The following is a 21,119-nucleotide window of genomic DNA, read 5'->3' on the forward strand; positions in this document are numbered from 1 at the left end:
TCAACCGCGCCCGCCGCTTGCCCGTCCGCTACGAACGCCGCGCCGACATCTACGAGGCCTTCACGTTCCTGCAGGCAAGCCTCATCACCCTCCGCCAGATCAGGCGGTTCTGTTAGGCGCTCTAAATCTCACGGTTTATCTGCCACTTCGGCACGCCTCCGGAGATCATCGCAATCATGTATTTTCTAAATTATGGATCGATCCATAATGTCGTGCCAATAAATGATCCAATATTGTCGTAAGATCATAGAAAGCGGCAGGACTTAAGAAAAAATTAGAAATAATTAGATGCAACCATCGCACCCAAGCACCTTCTCCAATACATATTTGAGGGGCGTCAGATGATTTCGGCGAGCGCAACCTCTGGCGCGAAGATGACATCAAGCGCGATTGCGCTCACACTGCTCAATAAAATCATAGCCACATCTGAACAACCGTCTCCGAAAGAAGCCGCTACGGCTCTCGATACGACGTCAAAGGCGATCAAGCTCACATCGACCAGAACATTCGATGCAATTGCAAATCTTAAGCGACTCGACAGGCATACGACTGCCGACGATCTGGCATCGATGACGCCAACCGACCGGTTTGCCATGCAGTTTGTGGCACCCGCGCCGTACCTTGAGCTGCCGGACAGCATGCTGCACCAACCTATTTCGGCCAAGGACGAGGCCTTCATGCGCGGCTTGGGAGCGAATGGCTGGGTAGCACACCATGCCCCGAAACTATCGTCGGAGGCTTTTGAAGCGGCAGCGCGGAAGAGCCTGGATTTGATGCTGCCAGATAATGGCGTAGTGGAAAACTACCAATACTATGAGGAGGCGTTTAATAATGTAAATACTAAATTTGCCTTATCGAACGTCGATAATCGCACGCTGGTAGGGCGAGACACCCTGGAAACAACAAGATTTGCCTATCAAGTTCAAATGTCTCTACAACATGCAATTGACACAGGAAATATAACTTTCAGTCGTCCTGAGGACGAGGCCGGGCTTGATTACATAGGCGTTTCGTATGATATGTATAAAGATGGAAAGTTTGAGGGAAATATGCTTAATTATACCCAAAATACCGACTACATATACAAAAAAACAATCTGAAGGGACTATCGTTTATACGTGGGGCATAGGGCTTTTGGGTTTCTTGGCAAAATTCAAGCTTCTTAGCTTGGACGAAATTGAAGCAAAATCATAAATCGCACAATTTATATTCGATAATAAAGATCGTAATTTTATATCTTATAAATTAAATGCCACACCATGATATTTACACGTATCTACAGAGCGTAGTGGCTCGTCACCCCTGCATCGGAAAGAGAGACGGATTTCGACCGTCTCTCTTGTTGTCTCACGCGGCCTTCTTCCGCGTGATCAGCTTCACCAAATCCCGCAGGATCGCGGTGGTCTCCTTCAACCGCTCCGCCACCGTGGCGAGATCACGGATGAAGACCACGCTCATGTCCGGGCGCACCTTGGCGAAGGAGCGCTGGTCGGCGATGTAGCCGGCGAGCTTGGCCGGGTTGGCGAAGGACCGGTCGCGGAAATGCATGACGATGCCCTTCGGGCCGGCCTCGACCTTCTCGACGTTGGTCTCGCGGCACAGGATCTTGATCGTCACGATCTTCAGCAGTTCTTCCACCTCCGGCGGCATCGGGCCGAAGCGGTCGATCATCTCGGCGCCGAAGCTCTCGAGTTCGCGGTCGTTCTCGAGCGTCGCGAGGCGGCGGTAGAGGCCGAGCCGCACCGAGAGATCCGAGACGTACTCCTCCGGCATCGTGACCGGCGCGCCGAGCGCGATGGTCGGCGACCATTGCTCGTCGGTCGGGAGCGCGTTGCCGGACTTGAGCGCCGCCACCGCGCTCTCCAGCATCTGCTGGTAGAGTTCGTAGCCGACCTCCTTGACGTGGCCGGACTGCTCGTCGCCGAGCAGGTTGCCGGCGCCGCGGATGTCGAGGTCGTGGCTGGCGAGCTGGAAGCCGGCCCCGAGCGTGTCGAGGGATTGCAGCACGGAGAGGCGCCGCTCCGCCTGCACCGTCAGGGTCTTGCCCTCCGGCGTGGTGAACAGGGCATAGGCCCGGGCCTTGGATCGGCCGACGCGGCCGCGCAGCTGGTAGAGCTGGGCGAGGCCGAACATGTCGGCGCGATGGACGATCAGGGTGTTGGCGGTCGGGATGTCGAGGCCGGATTCGACGATCGTGGTGGCGAGCAGGATGTCGTACTGGCCCTCGTAGAAGGCCGTCATCACGTCCTCGAGCTGGCCCGCCGCCATCTGGCCGTGGGCGACCGCCACCTTGGCCTCGGGCACCTCGCGGTCGAGGAAGCGCTTGACCTCCTCCAGGTGCTCGATGCGCGGCACGACGTAGAAGGCCTGGCCGCCGCGGTAGCGCTCGCGCAGCAGCGCCTCGCGGATCGAGAGCGGATCGAACGGCATCACGAAGGTGCGGACCGCGAGCCGGTCGACCGGCGGCGTCGCGATGATCGAGAGCTCGCGCACCCCGGTCATGGCGAGCTGCAGCGTGCGCGGGATCGGCGTCGCCGACAGGGTCAGCACGTGGACCTCGGATTTCAGCGCCTTCAGCCGCTCCTTGTGGGCGACGCCGAAATGCTGCTCCTCGTCGATGATGATGAGGCCGAGATCCTTGAAGACGATGTTCTTGGCGAGCAGCGCGTGGGTGCCGACGACGATGTCGATCGAGCCGTCGGCCAGGCCCTCCCGGACCTTCTTCAGGTCGGCATTGCCGACGAAGCGGGAGGCTTGCGCCACGTTGACCGGCAGGCCCTTGAACCGGGCCTCGAAGGTGCGGGCGTGCTGGCGCGCGAGCAGCGTGGTCGGCACCACCACCGCCACCTGCTTGCCCGAGAGCGCGGTGACGAAGGCGGCGCGGAGCGCCACCTCGGTCTTGCCGAAGCCGACATCGCCGCAGACCAGCCGGTCCATCGGCCGGCCCGAGGTGAGGTCGCCCAGCGTCGCGGCGATCGCGGCTTCCTGGTCCTCGGTCTCCTCGTAGGGGAAGCGGGCGGCGAACTCGCCGTAGGTGCCCTCCGGCGGCGCCATCTTGGGCGCCGATTTCAGGAACCGCTCGGCCGCGACCTTGATGAGGGCGCCGGCCATCTCCATGATCCGGCGCTTGAGCTTGGCCTTGCGCGCCTGCCAGGCGCCGCCGCCGAGCTTGTCGAGGGCGACGTCCGCATCCTCCGAGCCGTAGCGGGTGAGAAGCTCGATATTCTCGACCGGCAGCAGCAGCAGGCCGCCGCTGTACTGGATCTCCAGGCAATCATGCGGTGCGCCCGCCGCCGTCACGGTCTTGAGGCCGACGAAGCGGCCGATGCCGTGATCGGCATGGACCACGAGGTCGCCGGGGGCGAGCGCCTGCACCTCCAGGATCACGTCCTGGGGGCGCTTCGCCTTGCGCTTCGGCCGCACCAGCCGGTCGCCGAGGATGTCGCCCTCGGCCACCACGGCGAGCTGGCCCGCCGAGAACCCGGCCTCCAGCCCCCACACCGCGACGCCGATATCCTGGCCGCGCTTCATCGCCAGGATGTCGGAGAGGCGCGTGATGCTCTTCGGCTTCGGCAGGCCGTGCTCGGTCAGGACGCCGCAAAGCCGGTCGCGCGAGCCCTCGGACCACGCCGCCAGGACGACGTGGTGGCCGGCGCCTTGCAGGTCGCGGACGTGGCTCACGGCCGAATCGAAGACGTTGACGCCCTCCTGCGCCCGCTCGGGGGCGAAGTCGCGGCCGGGCAGGCCCTCGCAGTCGATCAGGCGCCGCCCGGAGACCTCCGGCACGTCGAAGGGCGCGAGGCGGGCGACCGTCGCCCCGTCGATCCGCTTCGCCCACTCGTTCGGCGACAGGTAGAGCGCGTCGGGCTTCAGCGGCTTATAGGGCGCGGTGCCGCTCTGGCGCTCCTTCAGGGCCTCGCAGCGGGCGTCGTAATACTCCTGCACCTGGGACAGGCGCTCGGCCACCGCGTCGTCGACCTGATGGTCGAGGACCAGCGGCACGCCGGCGACGTAGTCGAACAGCGTGTCGAGGCGGTCGTAGAACAGCGGCATCCAGTGCTCGAGGCCGGCATAGCGCCGGCCCTCGCTGATCGTCTCGTAGAGCCGGTCGTCGCGGGTCGCGGCGCCGAAGGTGGTGACGTAGCCCTGGCGGAAGCGCCGGATCGTCTCGGTGGTGAGCTGCACCTCGCTCATCGGCACGAGGTCGAGGGAGCGCAGCTGCCCGATGGTGCGCTGGGTCTCGGGATCGAAGGCGCGGATCGATTCGAGGGTGTCGCCGAAGAAGTCGAGCCGGACCGGATTGGCCAAGCCGGGCGGCGACAGATCGATGATGCCGCCGCGCACCGCGTATTCGCCGGTGTCGCGCACGGTACCGGTGCGCAGGAAGCCGTTGGCCTCGAGCCAGGCGACGATCTGGTCGGTGTCGAGGGCGTTGCCGGGGGCGGCCGAGAAGGTCTCGACGGCGATGCGCGCCTTCGGCGGCACGCGCTGCACCAGGGCGTTGACCGTGGTGGTGAGGATGCGCGGCTTCTCGGCCGAGGAGCGGGTGCGGGCGAGCCGCGACAGGGCGGTCATCCGCTGCGCGGCGATGGCCGCATTGGGCGAGATCCGGTCGTAGGGCTGGCAGTCCCAGGCCGGGACGCTCATCACCTCGATCTCCGGCGCCACGAAGGACAGCGCGCTGGCGAAGGCCGCCGAGCGGGTGCCGTCGCGGGCGACGTGGACCAGCACCGCGGGTCCTTCCGACACCTGAGAGAGCGCCCGGGCGAGGTCGGCCACCACCAGGGCGTCGAACCCGTCCGGCACCCGGGCCAGCGTCGCGCTGTCGCCGGCCTTCAGCGCCTCCACGGCCCTGGTCAGCGCGGCGGATTTCGGCAGGGCGAAGCGGGCGGCCGGTGGCTTCTTCGGAGCGGCGGGCGGAGCGGGGGGCTTGGGGGCGGGCTTGGGGGCGGGCTTGGCCATCGGGTCTTTAGCGGGTCTTCGAACGGGCGGGCAGGAGCGTGGGATCGTCAACGTTCCAGAATGGGGGTGAACCCTCCCCCCGTCTGCGGGGGAGGGTCGACCCGCGCTTCACCTGGAAGCCCACATTATAAATCCACCGGCGCCCCGTGCTGATGGAACGCCTTCATCCGGCGATAAACCGCGGTGTCGTAGTTCGACGGCACCTCGGTCTCGTCGGTGATCCAGCGGAACAGGTCGCGGTCCGGCACCTCGATCAGGAGCTCGAAATCGGTCAGCTCCTCGTCCGTGAGCGTGCCGATCTCGGCATCGGCGAAACGGCCCATGATCAGGTCCATCTCGCGGGTGCCCCGGTGCCAGGAGCGGTAGAGCGTGCGGCGGCGGCGCGGATCGAGGTCGGCGCTGGTGCGGGTGGTGCCGGTCATCGCTTGAGACAAATCCTCGGGCTGGTCCGGAGCGGCTTTACCGCCCGGGGCGCGGGTGCGAAACCCTGGACTGATATGGGACTCGCCGCAGCCTGCGACACCCGCAGGCCCGCAAGCGCGACGCTGTCGTGTATAGAGCCCCCGATTCTCCTCCGCTCCCGCCCCGATGTCGCTGCGTCCCTCCCTGCTCGATCCCCTGTTCGCCCCCGCGACCGTGCTGCCGGGGGCCGGTCCCAAGGTCGCCGTGCTGATCGACAAGCTCGTCGGCACGCCGGAGCGCCCGGCCCGGGTGGTCGACCTGCTGTTCCACCTGCCCCAGCGCGGCATCGCCCGGCAGCTGCGCGGCTCGATCGCCGAGGCGCCGCCCGGCGAGCCGGTGACGCTCGGCGTCACGGTGGTGGCCCACCGTCCGCCGCAGATGGGGGGCGGGCGAAAGCCGTTCCGGGTGCTGGTCGAGGACCAGACCGGCGACATCACCCTGGTGTTCTTCAACCTGCCCCGCGCCCGCATCGAGAAGATGCTGCCGCTCGGCAGCCACCGCTACGTCTCCGGCCGGATCGAGCTGTGGGACGGCTTCCGCCAGATGGTGCATCCGTCGCGCATCCTCGACGAGAAGGGGCTGGCCGACCTGCCGGCGGTGGAACCGATCTACGGCGCCACCGAAGGGCTGACCTCGCGGGCGATCGGCAAGCTCGCGCTCGCAGCCCTCGACCGGCTGCCGATCCTGCCCGAGTGGCAGGACCGCTCATGGCTGGACCGCCAGGGCTGGCCGGCCTTCGCCGATGCGCTGCGCACCGAGCACCGCCCCGCCGAGGCCGCGGAGACCGAGGACGACCTGAAGACCCCGGCGCGCCGCCGCCTCGCCTATGACGAGCTGCTGGCCTCGCAACTGGCGCTGGCGCTGGTGCGCAGCCGGATGCACCGCCCGGCGGGACGGACCAATGTCGGCGACGGCGCCCTGTCGCGGCGGATCGAGGCGGCCCTGCCGTTCGGGCTCACCGGCGCGCAGACCCGGGCGCTCGCCGAGATCCGCGGCGACATGGGCTCCGACCGGCGGATGCTGCGCCTGCTCCAGGGCGATGTCGGCTCGGGCAAGACCGCGGTGGCCTTGCTCGCCATGGCCTCGGCGATCGAGGCGGGCCGCCAGGCGGCGATGATGGCGCCGACCGAGATCCTGGCCCGCCAGCACGCCGAGCGCCTGCGGCCGATGGTGGAGGCGGCGGGCTTGCGGCTGGCGCTGCTCACCGGCCGCGACCGGGTGGCGGAGCGCCGGACGACGCTGGCCGGCCTCGCCGACGGCTCGATCCACGTCGTCGTCGGCACCCACGCCCTGTTCCAGGACGACGTGGCGTTCCACGACCTCGGCCTCGCGGTGGTGGACGAGCAGCACCGCTTCGGCGTCCACCAGCGCCTGGCGCTGGGCGCCAAGGGCGAGGCGGTCGACATCCTGGTGATGACCGCGACGCCGATCCCCCGCACCCTGGCGCTGACCTATTTCGGCGACATGGAGGTTTCGGTCCTCGACGAGAAGCCGGCCGGCCGCCAGCCGATCAAGACCGTGCTGGTCTCGACCGACCGCATCGAGGAGGTGACCCTCGGCCTGGAGCGGGCGCTCGCCAAGGGCGACCGGGTCTACTGGATCTGCCCGCTCGTCGCCGAATCCGAATACGTCGACCTCGCGGCGGCCGAGGAGCGCTTTTCGGCCCTGCGCGAGCGCTTCGGCGACGCGGTCGGCCTCGTCCACGGCAAGATGCCGGGCAAGGACAAGGACGAGGCGATGGAGCGCTTCGTCGTCGGAGACACCAAGATCCTGGTCTCGACCACGGTGGTCGAGGTCGGCGTGGACGTGCCGCAGGCCACCGTCATGGTGATCGAGCACGCCGAGCGCTTCGGCCTGGCGCAATTGCACCAGCTGCGCGGACGGGTCGGGCGGGGGTCGGGCGCCTCGACCTGCCTCCTGCTGTTCAAGGGGCCGCTCGGCCAGGTCTCCCGCGCCCGGCTCGAGATGATGCGCGAGACCGAGGACGGCTTCCGCATCGCCGAGGAAGACCTGCGCCTGCGCGGCGAGGGCGAGGTGCTGGGCACCCGCCAGTCGGGCCTCGCCGCCTTCCGCCTCGCCCGGCCCGAGGCGGACGGAGACCTGATCGTCGCGGCACGGGACGATGCGAGGCTGATCGTCGAGCGTGATCCGGGGCTGAAGTCGGAGCGGGGGCAGGCCCTGCGGGCGCTGCTCTACCTGTTCGAGCGCGATGCGGCGGTGAAGCTGCTGCAGGCGGGGTGAAGGGGGCGCCCTGGTCCACCGATGACCCTGGGACCCCACCCCGTCATCGCGGGGCCGCGCAGCGGAGCCCGGAACCGCGGATGGTTCGGGGAATGACAGACGGCGTGCCGCATGGTTCTGCGGCATCGGCGCGTCCGGAGTCCCGGCTCCGCGTCTGCGGCACCGGAATGACGCCCAGGGTTTCGAACCCGTCGCGGAAAAGGGACCGGCCTAGAATTCCGGCTCGTTCAGCACCCGCGTGCCGATGCGGCTCTGCAGGTCGATCGGGGCGCCGCTCTGCTGGCCCACGGCGTCGACCTCGATCACCGGGACGCCGGCGCCGCGCATCTGCTCGCGCAGGCGCTCCGACAGGAGCCGGAACGCTCCGCCGGTGTCGCGCGGCGGGACGTGCAGCAGCACCGCCGCGGGGCGAGGCATCATCGCCAGGACGTCGTCCGCCGCCTCGAGCGAGGCGGTGACGCTGGCATAGCCCAGCTCGGCCAGCTCGGCGGAGAGGGCCCGGTCGACGGCGCGGTGGCCATCGTCGACGACGAGAACTTTTTGCAGCGCACCCATGGTCAAGCGTTAGCCGATCGCGTGCCTCTCGTGAAGGCACCGGGGCAGTAACGCTGTGAGCCGACGAAGGTTCACCCCTGCCGCAGCGCGAGGCCTGGTCGGGCATCCGGGGCGAGGACCACGCGCCTTACCATAAGCCCTTGATCGATCATGGATTTTCGAGTGCCACCGAGAGGCGAAAAATTTGCCGGCGAGCTGTTAGACCTCCGTGAGGGCGGTGGCGACACCGGCGAAGAGCGAGGCCCGGAAGCGCGAGGGCATCCATCCGTCAGAATTTTCATCCACGGTGATGCCGCGGCGCAACATGCGGACCTCGCAGGCCGGCCCGCGGAAGCTCAGGCGCCCGTCGGGATCGCGGCGCAGCTGGATCAGGCCGGTCCGCTCGGCACCGGCCCGCTCCGGCGCGGCGAGCACGAGGCCGACATCCTGGGCGTCGCGCCGGCCGCAGAGCAGGGCGGTCTCGTCGAAGGCCACGATGTCCACCACGCCGGCGCGCCCCGGCAGCCGGCCGCTGAGGCGGCAGGGCGCCCGGTGGAGATAGGCGAGGGTGCGCAGGCGGCCCGGCACGGTGGTGCGGGCAAAGCCCGCCTCCATCCAGGCCGGGGCGATCAGGTGGGTCGGCACCGGCTGGTCGAGGGCGGCCGAGAGAGCGCCCGCGTCGAAGACCGGGTGGCATTCCAGGGTCGCCCCCGCGAGCAGGGCGGCGGTGAGGCCGGTGGCGAGGCCCTTCAGGTCGCTCGGCGGCAGCAGGCTCAGGATCCGCTCCCCCGGCTCGACCCGCAGCGGCACCAGGCAGGAGGCGGCCGCCGCGGTCAACGCCTCGGCCTCGCGCCGCATCGCGAGCGGCGCGCCCTCGGGCTCGGAGGGCGGGCCGGCGAGCCGCGCCGGCCCGCTCCCGGGCAGCGCGAAGGTCACGAGGCCGGCGGCCGGGCCGGTGCCGAGCGCGGCGGCGTCGCCCCGGTGGTCGAGCACGACCTGGTCGAGGCTGATCACGCCGTCGGGCACGTGCGGCCCGAAGGCGGCGATGAAGCGGAGGGGGAAGTAGCGCATCGCGACCCGGCACAGCGTCTCGGCCGGCCGCTCGCTGCCGAGAACGCCCTGCGTCAGGACGGCGAGAACCTGCGCCGCCTCGACCGCCTGGAGAAGCCGGTCCTCGTCCCAGGTGACCGGCAGCAGGCACGGGACGTGACCGGCCTGCTCGATCGCCAGGAAGGCGAGATGCGCCTCGGCCATGCCGGCCATGCACAGGCCGACGGGACTCTTCGGCGGCAGCCGCAGCTGTTGCAGGCCCTCGGCCAGGCGGGCGACGATCTCGCGGGCGGCGGCGAAGGTCCAGGCGATGGCGGGCCGGCCGCACCAGGCCGGCTTGCTCGCCTGGTCGACGAGGGCGATGCGGGCGGGGTGCCGGTCGGCGACGGCGGCCAGCAGCGCGCCGAGCCCCATCGCGGCGCCGGATATCCCGGCGGTCACCGGCGCCTCGCGGCCCGGCAGCCCCGGATCGCGCAGCAGGGACGACGCGTCGTCTCGTCTCATCGTCGCCTGAGCCGCCACCGCCGTCACCCCGTCGCCCTGACCCCACCGGGCATCCTGACCCCGCATGGTTAAGGGCGTTTTAACTCTGCGGCCCCCTCGCGGTCGGCGAAGGGATCGGTTAAGGGGCCCTCAGTCGGCGGCCGCGAGGCCTTGCCTTCGCCTCAATCCGGGGGAAAGCAGGCGCCCCGGAGGCCGGGCGGAGCCCTTCGGCCGCGCTCCGCCAGCTGTCGGCGCCCCCGCCCCGCGGGATCCCGCGCCACCGGCCACCGACGTTCTTGCCGTTCGGCGTTCCTGCCGCTTGAGGGGTCCACTCCTGATGTTCTTCGCGAATCGTCCCGCGCGCCCGAACCAGGCCGCCATCGCCTTCGCCCTGGCCGGCCTCGGGCTCGGTCTCGCGGCCGCCCCGGCGCTCGCCCAGCCCAAGAAGCCCGCCGCTCCCGCGCCGGCCGCCCCGGCCCAGGCCGCTCCCGCTGCCCAGCAGCAGCAGACCGGCCCGATGGTCGTGCAGGTGAAGGCGGAGCCGTCCCAGGCCGACTGGACCAAGGTCTGCGGCAAGGACCAGGGCAGCGGCAACGAGGTCTGCTACACCACCCGCGACTTCGTCTCCGACCAGGGCCAGGCGGTGCTGGCCGTCGCGGTCTACGACATGAAGGGCCCGCAGGGCACCAAGGTCGTGCGCTTCCTGATGCCGCTCGGCCTGCTGCTGCAGCCCGGCATCCGCTTCACGGTCGATAACGGCCAGCCGACCCCCGGCCGCTACGCCGTCTGCTTCCCGAACGGCTGCTTCGCCGAGGCCCCCGGCCTGAAGGACGACGTGGTCGCCGCGATGAAGAAGGGCACGACCCTGAACGTCAGCGTGCAGAACCAGATGCAGCGCGAGGTCACCTTCGCGGTGCCGCTGGCCGGCTTCGGCAAGGCCTTCGACGGCGCCCCGATCGACCCGAAGGTGCTCGAGGAGCAGCAGAAGAAGCTCCAGGCCGAGCTCGAGAAGCGCTCCGAGGAGATGCGCAAGCAGCTCGAGAAGGGCGGCGCCCCGGCGGCGGCGGCGGCTCCGGCCAAGTAATACCGCCGCGCCTTCGAACGGATCCGTTCGAAGGCGCAAGGCGGGCCCGAACGGGCGCCGGCGCTGATGCGCCGGACACCTTGGCATCGACGTGTCGATGCCAAGGTGCGAGGGTATAAGGATTGGGCGTCACGCCGCGGGCTCGCCCGCGGCGGGATGCAGCAAGGGCCGGGCGGCGACGCCCGGCCCTTCTTTGTTCGTGGCTCAAACCGACCGGTCGAAGAGCATCGCACCTTCCCCTGTCCCCACAGGGAGAGGGGAAGGCGCAGCGCCTCAATTCGCCGCGTCGCTCCGCATGCGGTACCCGCCCTCCGCGTCGCGCTCGAAGATCTCGGCGATGCGGGCGTGGCGCAGGGCTTCGCCCGAGCGGTCGGGCACCAGGTTCTGCTCGGAGACGTAGGCGACGTACTCGGTCTCCTGGTTCTCGGCGAGCAGGTGGTAGAACGGCTGGTCCTTGGACGGCCGCACCTCCTCGGGGATCGCCTGCCACCATTCCTCGGTGTTGGCGAAGACCGGATCGACATCGAAGATGATGCCGCGGAACGGGTAGATTCGGTGGCGCACCACGTCGCCGATGTTGAACTTGGCGAGGCGGATGACCGCGCCGGACGGCGCGGCGTCGGGCTGCGGGGCGGGCATGGCGGAGAAGGTCTGTCCGAGAGGCATGGTCGTCAACATAGGATGACGGGGGCGGGTTTGCACCGGCGCGAGGCCTTCGCGCGATGCATGTCCCGCCTCCGGGGTCTCACGATGCCGGGAGCGTCAGGCGTCCAGGCCGTAGGCGCGGGCGAGGTCGGGATCCTTGGCGGCGACGAGCCGGGCGAGGTCCACGATCACGCTGGCCTGCTTCCAGGTGGCGTCGTCCTGCATCTTGCCGTCGAGCATCACCGCACCGGTGCCGTCAGGCATCGCCTCCAGGATGCGCTTGGCGAAGGCGACCTCGCCCGGATCGGGCGCGAAGACGCCCTTCGCGATGGCGACCTGGCTCGGATGCAGGGTCCAGGCCCCGGCGCAGCCCATCAGGAAGGCGTTGCGGAACTGCACCTCGCAGGCCGCCGCATCGGAGAAGTCGCCGAACGGGCCGTAGAACGCCTTGATGCCGTTGGCCTGGCAGGCATCGACCATGCGGGCGATGGTGTAGTGCCAGAGGTCCTGCTGCACGCTCGATCGCTCCGACGAGCCGGGCGTCGGATCGGCGATGACCCGGTAATCGGGATGGCCGCCGCCGACCCGGGTGGTCTTCATGCCGCGGGACGCCGCGAGGTCGGCAGGTCCCAGGCTCATCCCGTGCATGCGCGGCGAGGCGCAGGCGATGGCATCGACGTTGGCGACGCCCTCCGCGGTCTCCAGGATGGCGTGGACCAGGATCGGCTTGCTTACGCCGGCCCGGGCCTCGAGCTGGGCGAGAAGCTGGTCGACGTAGTGGATGTCCCACGGCCCCTCGACCTTCGGCACCATCACGACGTCGAGCTTGTTTCCGACCTCGGCGACGATCTCGATCAGGTCGTCGAGCAGCCACGGGCTGTTGAGGGCGTTGACGCGGGTCCACAGGCCGGTGCCGTGGGCGGCGAAGTCGGTGTCCCGCGCCATGGCGATGAAGCCCTTGCGGGCGTTCAGCTTCTGGTCGGCGGGGACCGCGTCCTCGAGGTTGCCGAGCACCACGTCGACCTGGGTCGCCAGGTCCGGCACCCGGGCCCGGACCTTGTCGTTGTGCGGCGGCACGAAGTGGATCATCCGCTCGAGCCGGACCGGCAGCTCGCGGAAGGGGGCCGGCGCCCCGGTGGCCAGGGGCTGGAAGAAGCGGCGCGGCAGTTTCATGGGGCGTTTCTCCAACCTTCCGGCACGGCCGGCCTCCCGGATCGCGAGAAGGCCCGATCGTGACGGAGGGGTAGAGCAGGGGCGGCGCGGCCGTAAAGGGGCGGCGTCTCGGCAGATGGTCGTGCTCCCGGGCCGTCGCGCCCTCGGTTCCGCGCCGGGCTCGCCCGCCTGGTGCCCCCCGGTCGGGACATCGGAACGCCCATCGCGGGGCCGAAAGACCATCGCGGCGCATCATCCCGAGGATGTAGGGACGGCTCCCGCTTTCGAGGCATCGTCCCGCGGCCTCCCCCCACCGGGAGGCCCCAAAACCTGTCATGACTTGTCTTCCGGACTGTCCCGAGGTGAAACCGCAAGTCACCCGTCAATTCACGCCCTGTCGACTTGCCGTTTTCGATTTTGAAGATATCATCGCGAGGGCTGGCAGGGGACAGAAGATCCCGGACGGCGCGGGGGCCGGATTGATCACCGGCCGCGGGCCGTCACGCCGTGACCTGGCGAGAATCCGGCGAAGACCTATGCGCCCGTGCCGTTTCGCACGTGCAGCATGGAACGCCGGTGCATACCCGGCGTTCATCGGGCAAGGCGGGCGGCGGAGGACATGAGGACGATCACGATGTCCCGACAGTGGAATCGGCGCGGGCTGGCCGGCGCCGCGGTGGTGGCACTCGCCCTCGGCGCGACGATGCCCGCCCAGGCCGGCACGGTGGCCGACCGGCAGCGCTCGACCGTGCGGGCGAGCTTCACGGCGGCGGATCTCGCGGCGGCGCGGCCGGAGGGGCTGCCCGCCTCGGTGCGGGTGCCGGGCGACGACCCGGCGGCGTTCAAGGCCTTCCTCGACGGCGCCGCGATGGCCTCGCGCGCGCCCTGGCTGGCGCTCTCCGGCGGCGGCGAGAATGGCGCCTTCGCGGCCGGCCTGCTCAAGGGCTGGACCCGGGCCGGCACCCGGCCGGATTTCGGCATCGTCACCGGCGTCTCGACCGGCGCGCTGATCGCCCCCTTCGCCTTCATCGGCGCGTCGGGGGATGCGGCCCTGGAGAAGGCGTATACCGAAACCTCGGCGGCGGACGTGTTCGAGTTCGGCGGCGGCCAGGAGAGCCTGACCGACACCTGGCCGCTCAAGCGCGGCATCGAGCGCAGCGTCACGCCGGACCTGCTCGCCGCGGTGGCGGCGGAGCACCGCAAGGGACGGCGCCTCCTCGTCGTCACCACCGAGCTCGATTCCCTGCGCCCGACCCTGTGGGACATGGGCGCGATCGCGCAAGCCGGCGGTCCTGCCGGGCTCAAGCTGTTCCGCGAGGTGATGCTGGCCTCGGCGGCGATCCCCGGCATCTTCCCGCCGGTGATGATCGAATCGGTCGGCCCCGGGGCCAAGCGATTCCAGGAGATGCACGCCGATGGCGGCGCCACGGCGCCGTTCTTCGTCGCCCCCGGCCGCTCCCTGCTGGAGCAGGTGGAGGGCGCGGCGCCCGCGGCGGACCGCCTGCCGGCACCGGCCGTCTACGTCGTCGTCAACACCTCGCAGGCACCGGACTTCCAGGTCGCCCAGCGCTCGATGCTGAGCATCCTCGGCCGCTCGCTCTCGGCGATGATCAAGGCCCAGACCGCCGGCGCCCTCGCGGTGACCAAGGCCTTCGCGACGCGCACCGGACTTCCGCTCCACGTCGCCACCATCGACCAGCGCTTCGGCCAGGTCTCGCAGGCGCCGTTCGAGCAGGGCTACATGCGGGCCCTATTCGCCCACGGCGAGACGCTCGGGCGGGACGGCACCGCCTTCGACTGGTCGCCCGACAGCCTGGTCACCAGCTCGACGAGGCGGAGCGCGAGCAACGCGCCGTAACCATCAGGACATCCGCCGCTCGTCGGCTCGGCGGAGCTGAGAACCACCAGGCCAGACGACCGCCAGGGCAGTCCGGGGCCGCGCAGCGGAGCCCGGACGGCGTTACGGGGCGTCAAACCCGTCCGTCGGGGGCCTCACCCCCGCATCAGGGTCGGCGTCCCGAGCCGCGGGGTCACGCCCTCGCGCATCACCAGCCGCCGCAGCGGCGCGATGGTCGAGAGGGCCAGCAAGCCGGCGCCGCGGGCGAGGTCGCTCGGCAGGAAGGCGGTGAGCAGGCTGCGGTTGAGGGTGTCGACCGCGGTGGTGCGCAGGCGGGCATCGAGCGCCCGGTCGCGGGAGAAGCGCGACAGCACCGCGTCGCCGCCAGGATCGCGCCCGTCCACGACCGCGTCGCGCAACGCCGCGGCATCGCGAAGGCCGAGGTTCAGCCCCTGCGCGCCGATCGGCGGGAAGACATGGGCAGCCTCGCCGACCAGCGCGAGCCGCGGCCCGACCGGGCGCGGCACCGACAGGCCGCGCATCGGCACCAGGCCCCGCGGCCCGTCGATCCGCATCGCGCCCAGCATCGACTGCGCCTGCCGCTCGATCGCCCGGGCCAGCGCCGCGTCGTCGAGGGCACTCAAGGCCTCCGCCCGGGCCTCGGCCGAGACCCAGACCAGGCTGGAGCGGCGCCCGCCCGGCAGCGGCACCAGGGTGAAGGGCCCCTCGCGGGTGTGGAACTCGGTCGAGACCTCGCGGTGGTCACGGGCATGGGCGAGGATCGTGGTCAGGGCCTTCTGCGGGTAGGTCCAGCGCCGGGCGCTCAGGCCCGCCGCCTCGCGCAAGGGAGAGAGGCCGCCATCGGCCGCGACGACGAGGCGGGCCGCCACGCCCCCGCCGCCCTCCAGCGCCAGCACGGCCCGGTCGGCCTCCAAGGTGCGGCCGGCGGCGTCATGCTCGACCAGCGTCAGGTCCGGCACCGCGCGGGCGCGGGCGCGCAGGGCCTCGACGAGGCGGGCGCTCTCGATGTTCCAGCCGAAAGCGTCGAGGCCGATCTCGCGGGCGACGAAGCGGGCCGGCGGTGGACGGAACAGGCTGCCGGTATCGTCGATCAGGTGCATCTCGGCGAGGGGGGCGGCCTGCGGCTCCAGGGCCTCCCAGGCGCCGAGCGCCCGCAGCAGCCGCACCGAGCCGTCGAGGAGCGCCACGGTGCGCCCGTCGGCCACGGGGGCGTGGCGGCCGACCAGCACGGTCCGCACCCCGTCGCGGGCGAGCGCCAGGGCCGCCGCGAGGCCGACCGCGCCGGCGCCGACCACCGCCACGTCGTAGAGGCCCCCCTCGGAATGGGGCTCTCGGGGATTCGGCTCGGCTGTCTGGCTCACGGAACGGGTCCTCGCGCACGCGTCGGGGGGATCTGGGTCATGCAGGGCCGGTCCGCCATCCCGGGCCATTGCCGCAGCCGCGCCGCCACCTATGATCCCGCCCGGACAACGAGACCAGGGTGGGAGCGGACCGATGCCCAAGGCGATCCGGATCTACGAGTATGGCGGCCCCGAGGTGATGCGCTACGAGGAGGTCGCGGTCGGCGATCCCGGGCCGGGCCAGATCCGGGTGCGCCAGAGCGCGATCGGCGTCAACTTCATCGACATCTACTTCCGCTCCGGCCTGTACAAGGCGCCCCAGCTCCCCTTCACCCCGGGCAACGAGGGCGCCGGCACCGTGGTGGCGGTCGGCGAGGGCGTCACCGGCTTCTCGCCGGGCGACCGGGTCGCCTACGGCTCGGCCACCGGCACCTATGCCGAGGAGGTGGTGATCGGGGCGGGCTCGGTGGTGCGCCTGCCGGACGGCATCGACGACGACACCGCCGCCGCGATGATGCTCAAGGGCCTCACCACCCAGTACCTGCTGCGCCGCACCTACAAGGTCCAGCCCGGCGACACGATCCTGTTCCACGCCGCCGCCGGCGGCGTCGGGCTGATCGCGACGCAATGGGCCAAGCACCTCGGCGCCACGGTGATCGGCACCGTCGGGTCAGAGGACAAGGTCGCGCTCGCCCGCGAGCATGGCTGCGACCACGTGATCCTGTACAGGACCGAGGATTTCGCCGCCCGGGTCAAGGAGATCACCGGCGGCAAGGGCTGCGCGGTCGTCTATGACGGCGTCGGCCAGGCGACCTTCCCGGCCTCGCTCGATTGCCTGCGGCCCTTTGGCTGTTTCGTGAATTTCGGCAGCGCTTCGGGGCCGATCACGCAGTTCGACATCAACCTGCTGGCCCAGAAGGGCTCGCTCTACGCCACGCGGCCGACCCTGTTCACCCACACCGCCAACCGCGCGACCCTGGAGGAGATGGCCGCCGACCTGTTCGCGGTGGTGGGGAACGGCGCGGTGAAGATCCCGGTCCATACGAGGGCCAAGCTCGCCGACGCGCCGAAGGTCCATGCCGACCTCGCCGGGCGGCAGACGACCGGTGCGACGGTGATGCATCCCTGATAGGCTGACGCTGCGCCATCCGGGGCGATTCGCCCCGGATGGGCGGAGACCCCAACGCGATGGCTTCCTGCGCCCTGACGGCAAACGAGACCGATTGTCTCCTCGTCATCGACGTCCAGGCCGATTTCCTGCCCGGCGGCGCCCTCGCGGTGCCGGACGGGGACGCGGTGATCGCGCCGATCAACGCGTTGGGAAAGACGTTCCAGCACGTCGTCCTGACCCAGGACTGGCACCCGGCCGGCCACGCCTCCTTCGCGGCAAGCCACGCCGGCAAGGCGCCCTTCGAGACCACGATCCTGGATTACGGCCCCCAGGTGCTGTGGCCGGAGCACTGCGTCCAGGGCACGCCGGGGGCGGAGCTGTCGCCGCATCTCGCCCTGCCGCACGCCCAGCTGGTGATCCGCAAGGGCTACCGGCCGGGCATCGACAGCTACTCGGCCTTCCGCGAGGCCGACCGCAAAACCTCGACCGGGCTCGCCGGCTACCTGCGCGAGCGCGGCTTCACCCGGGTGTTCCTGTGCGGGCTCGCCACCGATTACTGCGTCGCCTGGAGCGCCATCGACGCGCGGGAGGCCGGGTTCGAGGCGGTGGTGGTCGAGGATGCCTGCCGGGCGATCGACCGCGACGGCTCGCTCGAACGGGCCTGGGCCGACATGGCGGCGGCGGGGGTCGAGCGGGAGGAGAGCGGGACGATCGGGGGGTAGAGGCGGGCAGTCCCGCTCGACGCGAGTGACACCCTCCATGTCGTCCCGGGGCCGCGACAGCGGAATCCGGGATGACTTGGAGGGGATGACATGGAGGGTTTGAACCGATCGGCCTGATCGAAGGTGCGGCGAAGGCTCAACCCCAATCCTCGGGCCGGCCCCACTTGCGGTCGAAGGAGCGAGCGATGTGGCGGGCGTAGAGCAAGCCGCCGACGCTGGGCACCACGGTGGTCGCTGCGACCTGAATGGTCAGGGTCCAGGTCAGCATGTCAGTCCTCGCTGCGCAGGAAGGTGAATGCACCTTGTGCCGCACAATGTCGGACGAGTCCGGTCGCGAGCCAAACGAGACTCTGCGGCCATGCGTTCGTCAGGTCCGCGACCGTCGGGATGATGACCCCGGCGCCGATGACGCCAAGGGACAGTGCAGTGCGTTAAAGAAGCCCGCAAGCAGCTTCAGCCGCTCGGTGGTACGCTTGGCAGCGAGCTTGCGGGCCTTCGTGCGTGCCGCCTCATCCACCGCCTACACCGCCACCCCGTGCAGGTCGTAGGCATCCGCCGACTCGATCTTCACCGTCACGATATCCCCCACCCGGACCGGCCGGCGGAAGGCGACGTGGACGTTGCCGTCGATCTCCGGCGCGTCGTATTTCGAGCGGCCCTTGGCCACCGTCGGGCCGGCGGCGTCGATGATCACCGGCAGGCGCTTGCCGACCTTGGCCTTCTGGAGCCTCAGGGACACCGCCTGCTGCGTCTCCATGAACCGGCGCTGGCGCTCGGCCTTGACCGCGTCCGGCACCGCCGCCGCCACCTCGTTCGCCGGGGCGCCGCGGACCGGCTCGTACTGGAAGCAGCCGACGCGCTCGAGCTTGGCCTCCTTGAGCCAGCTCAGCAGCTCCTCGAACTCCGCCTCGGTCTCGCCCGGGAAGCCGACGATGAAGGTCGAGCGGATGGCGAGGTCCGGGCAGGTGGTGCGCCAGGAGCGGATGCGCTCCAGCATCTTCTCCTGGTTGCCGGGGCGGCGCATCCGCTTGAGCACCGCCGGGCTCGCGTGCTGCAGCGGCATGTCGAGGTAGGGCAGCACCTTGCCCTCGGCCATCAGCGGGATGACCTCGTCGACATGCGGGTAGGGGTAGACGTAGTGCAGGCGCACCCAGGCGCCGAGCTCGCCGAGTTCCTTGGCGAGGTCGTAGAACCGGGCCCGGACCTCGCGGTCGCGCCACGGGCTCGTGGCGTAGCGGGTGTCGATGCCGTAGGCGCTGGTATCCTGCGAGACGACGAGCAGCTCCTTGACGCCGGCCTTCACCAGCTTCTCGGCCTCGCGCAGCACGTCCGCCGCCGGGCGGCTGACGAGGTCGCCGCGCAGCTGCGGGATGATGCAGAACGTGCAGCGGTTGTTGCAGCCCTCGGAGATCTTCAGGTACGCGTAATGCCGCGGCGTCAGCTTGACGCCCTGCGGCGGGACCAGGTCGAGGAACGGGTCGTGCGCCGGGGGCACCGCCTCGTGGACCGCCGCCACCACCGATTCGTAGGCCTGCGGCCCGGTGACCGCGAGCAGGTTCGGGTATTTTTCGCGGATCTCCTCGGGCTGCGCGCCCATGCAGCCGGTGACGATCACCCGGCCGTTCTCCGCCATCGCGTCGCCGATCGCCTGCAGCGACTCGGCCTTGGCCGAATCGAGGAAGCCGCAGGTGTTGACGATCACCACGTCGGCGCCGTCGTGCTTGCGGGCCAGCTCGTAGCCCTCGGCCCGCAGGTGGGTGAGGATGCGCTCGGAATCGACCAGGGCCTTGGGGCAGCCGAGCGACACGAAGGAGATCTTTGGAGCAGGTGCGTTCATGGCGAAGGCAGGATGGGACGCCGGCCCACGGCCAAGCCGGCGCGAGCGGGATCAAGGATTTAGGGAAGGGTGCTGGGGCAGGCCCATAGCACGGGGGAGGGCGGGCGTCACGCGGCGGCATCGTCACCGCCATCTTGGCCCGACGGCCGGCTTCCGCTGCGGGCCTGGCCTCCGCTATCACGGCGCGATGTGGAGCCGCCTCGTCCCCCCGCTCGATCCCGCCGCCGCGGCCGCCCGCCTGCGCGGCCGACAGTCCGGTCTCGCGCTCCTCGACAGCGCGATGCGGCACGACACCCTCGGGCGCCACTCCTACCTCGCCGCCGGTCCGTTCGGGACCGTCCGGGTGCGCGGCGGCCAGGCCTTCTGGAACGGTGCCCCGGTGCCGGGCGCTCCGCTCGACGCCCTGCGGGCGGTGCTGGCGCCGTACGGCACCGATCCCGATCCCGGCCTGCCGCCATTCCAGGGCGGGGCGATCGGCTACGTGGCGTATGATTTCGGCGCCAGCCTGGAACGGGTGACGGCACCCGCGCGCCGGGCCGGCCTCACCGACGACCTCGCGGTCAACCTCTACGCGACGGTGATCGCCTTCGATCACCGGGCCGGCACCTGCCACCTGATCGCCACCGGCTTCCCGGAGACCGACCCGGCGGCCCGCGCGGCGAAGGCCGCCGCCGACCTCGACGCGCTGGAGGCGGCCCTGGCAGCCCCCGAGCCGGCAGCCGAGCCTGCCCCGGTCCCGGCCCTCGACTGGCGCTCGAACTTCACGCCCGACTCCTACGCAAGGGCGGTCGAGCGGGTGCGCGACTACATCCGGGCCGGCGACATCTACCAGGCCAACATCGCCCAGCGCTTCGAGGCGGCGCTGCCGCCGGGCTTCGACGCCTTCGCGTTCTACCGTCGCCTGCGGGCGCGCAACCCGGCCCCGTTCGCGGCCTATCTCGAGTTCGACCGGCTCACGGTGGCCTCGTCCTCGCCCGAGCGCTTCCTGCGCCTCGACGGCCGGCAGGTCGAGACCCGGCCGATCAAGGGCACGGCGCGGCGCTCGGCCGACCCGGCCGAGGACCGCGCCCGGGCCGAGGCGCTTCTCGCCGACGCGAAGGAGCGGGCCGAGAACGTGATGATCGTCGATCTTCTCCGCAACGACCTGTCGCGGATCTGCGCCCCCCGCAGCGTCGCGGTGCCCACCTTGTGCGGCCTCGAGACCTATGCCGGCGTCCACCACCTCGTCTCGGCGGTGACCGGCACCCTGCGGGAGGGGGCGGACGCGCTCGATCTCCTGGCCGCGACCTTCCCGGGCGGCTCGATCACCGGGGCGCCGAAGCTGCGCGCCATGGACATCATCACGGAGATCGAGGGCGATGCCCGCGAGGCCTATTGCGGGTCGATCGGCTGGATCGGCTTCGACGGCAGCCTCGACACCAGCATCGCGATCCGCACCGTGCTGCTGGACGAGGGCTGCGCCGTGCTTCAGGCCGGCGGCGGCGTCACGCTGCTGTCGGACCCGGAGGCCGAGTACCGCGAGACCCTGACCAAGGCCGAGCGGGTCTTTTCCGCCTTCGCGACCGGGGAGGGCGCATGATCCTCGTCATCGGTGGCGACTGCCTGCAAAAGATCATGCTTCGCAGATAGTTGAGTGCC

The 21,119-nt window shown here is 70.3% G+C and carries 16 protein-coding genes and 1 pseudogene; 8 read left to right on the forward strand and 9 right to left on the reverse strand.

What is annotated here, in order from left to right:
* Together FF100_RS29095 and FF100_RS29100 are read left to right on the forward strand one after the other, a co-directional pair.
* A pseudogene (locus FF100_RS29095) lies at positions 1 to 116 on the forward strand (IS5/IS1182 family transposase); the annotation flags it as partial.
* Between the two features lie 225 nt (positions 117 to 341).
* Positions 342 to 1,100: a hypothetical protein gene (locus FF100_RS29100; RefSeq protein ID WP_139039286.1), complete on the forward strand. Its 759-nt coding sequence runs from the start codon at positions 342 to 344 to the stop codon at positions 1,098 to 1,100.
* A 247-nt stretch (positions 1,101 to 1,347) separates the two neighbouring features.
* Here FF100_RS29100 and mfd read toward each other — a convergent pair whose 3' ends face one another.
* Together mfd and FF100_RS29110 are read right to left on the reverse strand one after the other, a co-directional pair.
* Positions 1,348 to 4,962: a transcription-repair coupling factor gene (gene mfd / locus FF100_RS29105; RefSeq protein ID WP_139039288.1), complete on the reverse strand. Its 3,615-nt coding sequence runs from the start codon at positions 4,960 to 4,962 to the stop codon at positions 1,348 to 1,350.
* A 125-nt stretch (positions 4,963 to 5,087) separates the two neighbouring features.
* A complete protein-coding gene (locus tag FF100_RS29110) occupies positions 5,088 to 5,384 on the reverse strand; it encodes an FAD assembly factor SdhE (protein WP_139039289.1) in 297 nt (98 codons plus the stop codon).
* A 166-nt stretch (positions 5,385 to 5,550) separates the two neighbouring features.
* Here FF100_RS29110 and recG point away from each other — a divergent pair, with 166 nt between their 5' ends.
* Positions 5,551 to 7,665, forward strand: a complete 2,115-nt coding sequence (gene recG, locus FF100_RS29115) for an ATP-dependent DNA helicase RecG (protein ID WP_139039291.1) — start codon at positions 5,551 to 5,553, stop codon at positions 7,663 to 7,665.
* 210 nt (positions 7,666 to 7,875) lie between these two features.
* Here recG and FF100_RS29120 read toward each other — a convergent pair whose 3' ends face one another.
* Together FF100_RS29120 and FF100_RS29125 are read right to left on the reverse strand one after the other, a co-directional pair.
* Complete coding sequence (locus FF100_RS29120) at positions 7,876 to 8,220, reverse strand: hypothetical protein (RefSeq protein WP_139039381.1); 345 nt, start codon at positions 8,218 to 8,220, stop codon at positions 7,876 to 7,878.
* A gap of 198 nt (positions 8,221 to 8,418) precedes the next feature.
* Positions 8,419 to 9,753, reverse strand: coding sequence for an AMP-binding protein (locus FF100_RS29125; RefSeq protein ID WP_246102503.1), 1,335 nt, complete (start codon positions 9,751 to 9,753; stop codon positions 8,419 to 8,421).
* A 316-nt stretch (positions 9,754 to 10,069) separates the two neighbouring features.
* Here FF100_RS29125 and FF100_RS29130 point away from each other — a divergent pair, with 316 nt between their 5' ends.
* On the forward strand, positions 10,070 to 10,816 hold the full coding sequence (locus FF100_RS29130; protein WP_139039293.1) for an invasion associated locus B family protein: 747 nt from the start codon (positions 10,070 to 10,072) through the stop codon (positions 10,814 to 10,816).
* A gap of 273 nt (positions 10,817 to 11,089) precedes the next feature.
* Here the strand turns inward: FF100_RS29130 and hspQ are convergent, their stop codons facing one another.
* Together hspQ and FF100_RS29140 are read right to left on the reverse strand one after the other, a co-directional pair.
* On the reverse strand, positions 11,090 to 11,455 hold the full coding sequence (gene hspQ, locus FF100_RS29135) for a heat shock protein HspQ (RefSeq protein WP_139039385.1): 366 nt from the start codon (positions 11,453 to 11,455) through the stop codon (positions 11,090 to 11,092).
* Between the two features lie 123 nt (positions 11,456 to 11,578).
* The gene (locus FF100_RS29140; protein WP_139039295.1) at positions 11,579 to 12,634 is read right to left on the reverse strand and encodes an HpcH/HpaI aldolase/citrate lyase family protein; all 1,056 of its coding nucleotides are present in this window, start codon (positions 12,632 to 12,634) and stop codon (positions 11,579 to 11,581) included.
* A gap of 613 nt (positions 12,635 to 13,247) precedes the next feature.
* Here FF100_RS29140 and FF100_RS29145 point away from each other — a divergent pair.
* Entirely contained in the window at positions 13,248 to 14,471 is a 1,224-nt protein-coding gene (locus tag FF100_RS29145; RefSeq protein WP_139039297.1) for a patatin-like phospholipase family protein, read from the forward strand.
* A 134-nt stretch (positions 14,472 to 14,605) separates the two neighbouring features.
* Here FF100_RS29145 and FF100_RS29150 read toward each other — a convergent pair whose 3' ends face one another.
* Positions 14,606 to 15,832 (reverse strand): UbiH/UbiF family hydroxylase, encoded by a 1,227-nt coding sequence (locus FF100_RS29150; RefSeq protein ID WP_246102510.1) that lies wholly within the window; start codon positions 15,830 to 15,832, stop codon positions 14,606 to 14,608.
* A gap of 133 nt (positions 15,833 to 15,965) precedes the next feature.
* On the opposite strand from FF100_RS29150, the gene FF100_RS29155 reads away from it, so the two are divergent.
* Both FF100_RS29155 and pncA read left to right on the forward strand, forming a co-directional pair.
* Positions 15,966 to 16,940 carry a quinone oxidoreductase family protein gene (locus tag FF100_RS29155; protein WP_139039301.1) on the forward strand — a complete coding sequence of 325 codons (975 nt, stop codon included), beginning with the start codon at positions 15,966 to 15,968 and terminating at the stop codon, positions 16,938 to 16,940.
* A 59-nt stretch (positions 16,941 to 16,999) separates the two neighbouring features.
* Positions 17,000 to 17,644, forward strand: a complete 645-nt coding sequence (pncA, locus tag FF100_RS29160; RefSeq protein ID WP_139039303.1) for a bifunctional nicotinamidase/pyrazinamidase — start codon at positions 17,000 to 17,002, stop codon at positions 17,642 to 17,644.
* 136 nt (positions 17,645 to 17,780) lie between these two features.
* On the opposite strand, the gene FF100_RS38440 is transcribed toward pncA, so the two are convergent.
* Positions 17,781 to 17,912: a hypothetical protein gene (locus tag FF100_RS38440; protein ID WP_281287337.1), complete on the reverse strand. Its 132-nt coding sequence runs from the start codon at positions 17,910 to 17,912 to the stop codon at positions 17,781 to 17,783.
* Between the two features lie 252 nt (positions 17,913 to 18,164).
* The gene (rimO, locus tag FF100_RS29165; protein ID WP_139039304.1) at positions 18,165 to 19,481 is read right to left on the reverse strand and encodes a 30S ribosomal protein S12 methylthiotransferase RimO; all 1,317 of its coding nucleotides are present in this window, start codon (positions 19,479 to 19,481) and stop codon (positions 18,165 to 18,167) included.
* A gap of 187 nt (positions 19,482 to 19,668) precedes the next feature.
* Here rimO and pabB point away from each other — a divergent pair, with 187 nt between their 5' ends.
* Positions 19,669 to 21,060, forward strand: coding sequence for an aminodeoxychorismate synthase component I (pabB, locus tag FF100_RS29170; protein ID WP_139039306.1), 1,392 nt, complete (start codon positions 19,669 to 19,671; stop codon positions 21,058 to 21,060).
* The last annotated feature ends 59 nt before the right edge of the window (positions 21,061 to 21,119 follow it).

The sequence above is a fragment of the Methylobacterium terricola genome (assembly GCF_006151805.1).
GTDB classification, from domain to species: Bacteria; Pseudomonadota; Alphaproteobacteria; order Rhizobiales; family Beijerinckiaceae; genus Methylobacterium; species Methylobacterium terricola.

Coding starts and splice junctions, on each gene's coding strand:
- FF100_RS29100 (WP_139039286.1), top strand. CDS start 342: ATGATTTCGGCGAGCGCAACCTCTGGCGCGAAGATGACATCAAGCGCG.
- mfd (WP_139039288.1), bottom strand. CDS start 4,962: ATGGCCAAGCCCGCCCCCAAGCCCGCCCCCAAGCCCCCCGCTCCGCCC.
- FF100_RS29110 (WP_139039289.1), bottom strand. CDS start 5,384: ATGACCGGCACCACCCGCACCAGCGCCGACCTCGATCCGCGCCGCCGC.
- recG (WP_139039291.1), top strand. CDS start 5,551: ATGTCGCTGCGTCCCTCCCTGCTCGATCCCCTGTTCGCCCCCGCGACC.
- FF100_RS29120 (WP_139039381.1), bottom strand. CDS start 8,220: ATGGGTGCGCTGCAAAAAGTTCTCGTCGTCGACGATGGCCACCGCGCC.
- FF100_RS29125 (WP_246102503.1), bottom strand. CDS start 9,753: ATGAGACGAGACGACGCGTCGTCCCTGCTGCGCGATCCGGGGCTGCCG.
- FF100_RS29130 (WP_139039293.1), top strand. CDS start 10,070: ATGTTCTTCGCGAATCGTCCCGCGCGCCCGAACCAGGCCGCCATCGCC.
- hspQ (WP_139039385.1), bottom strand. CDS start 11,455: ATGCCCGCCCCGCAGCCCGACGCCGCGCCGTCCGGCGCGGTCATCCGC.
- FF100_RS29140 (WP_139039295.1), bottom strand. CDS start 12,634: ATGAAACTGCCGCGCCGCTTCTTCCAGCCCCTGGCCACCGGGGCGCCG.
- FF100_RS29145 (WP_139039297.1), top strand. CDS start 13,248: ATGTCCCGACAGTGGAATCGGCGCGGGCTGGCCGGCGCCGCGGTGGTG.
- FF100_RS29155 (WP_139039301.1), top strand. CDS start 15,966: ATGCCCAAGGCGATCCGGATCTACGAGTATGGCGGCCCCGAGGTGATG.
- pncA (WP_139039303.1), top strand. CDS start 17,000: ATGGCTTCCTGCGCCCTGACGGCAAACGAGACCGATTGTCTCCTCGTC.
- FF100_RS38440 (WP_281287337.1), bottom strand. CDS start 17,912: ATGCTGACCTGGACCCTGACCATTCAGGTCGCAGCGACCACCGTGGTG.
- rimO (WP_139039304.1), bottom strand. CDS start 19,481: ATGAACGCACCTGCTCCAAAGATCTCCTTCGTGTCGCTCGGCTGCCCC.
- pabB (WP_139039306.1), top strand. CDS start 19,669: ATGTGGAGCCGCCTCGTCCCCCCGCTCGATCCCGCCGCCGCGGCCGCC.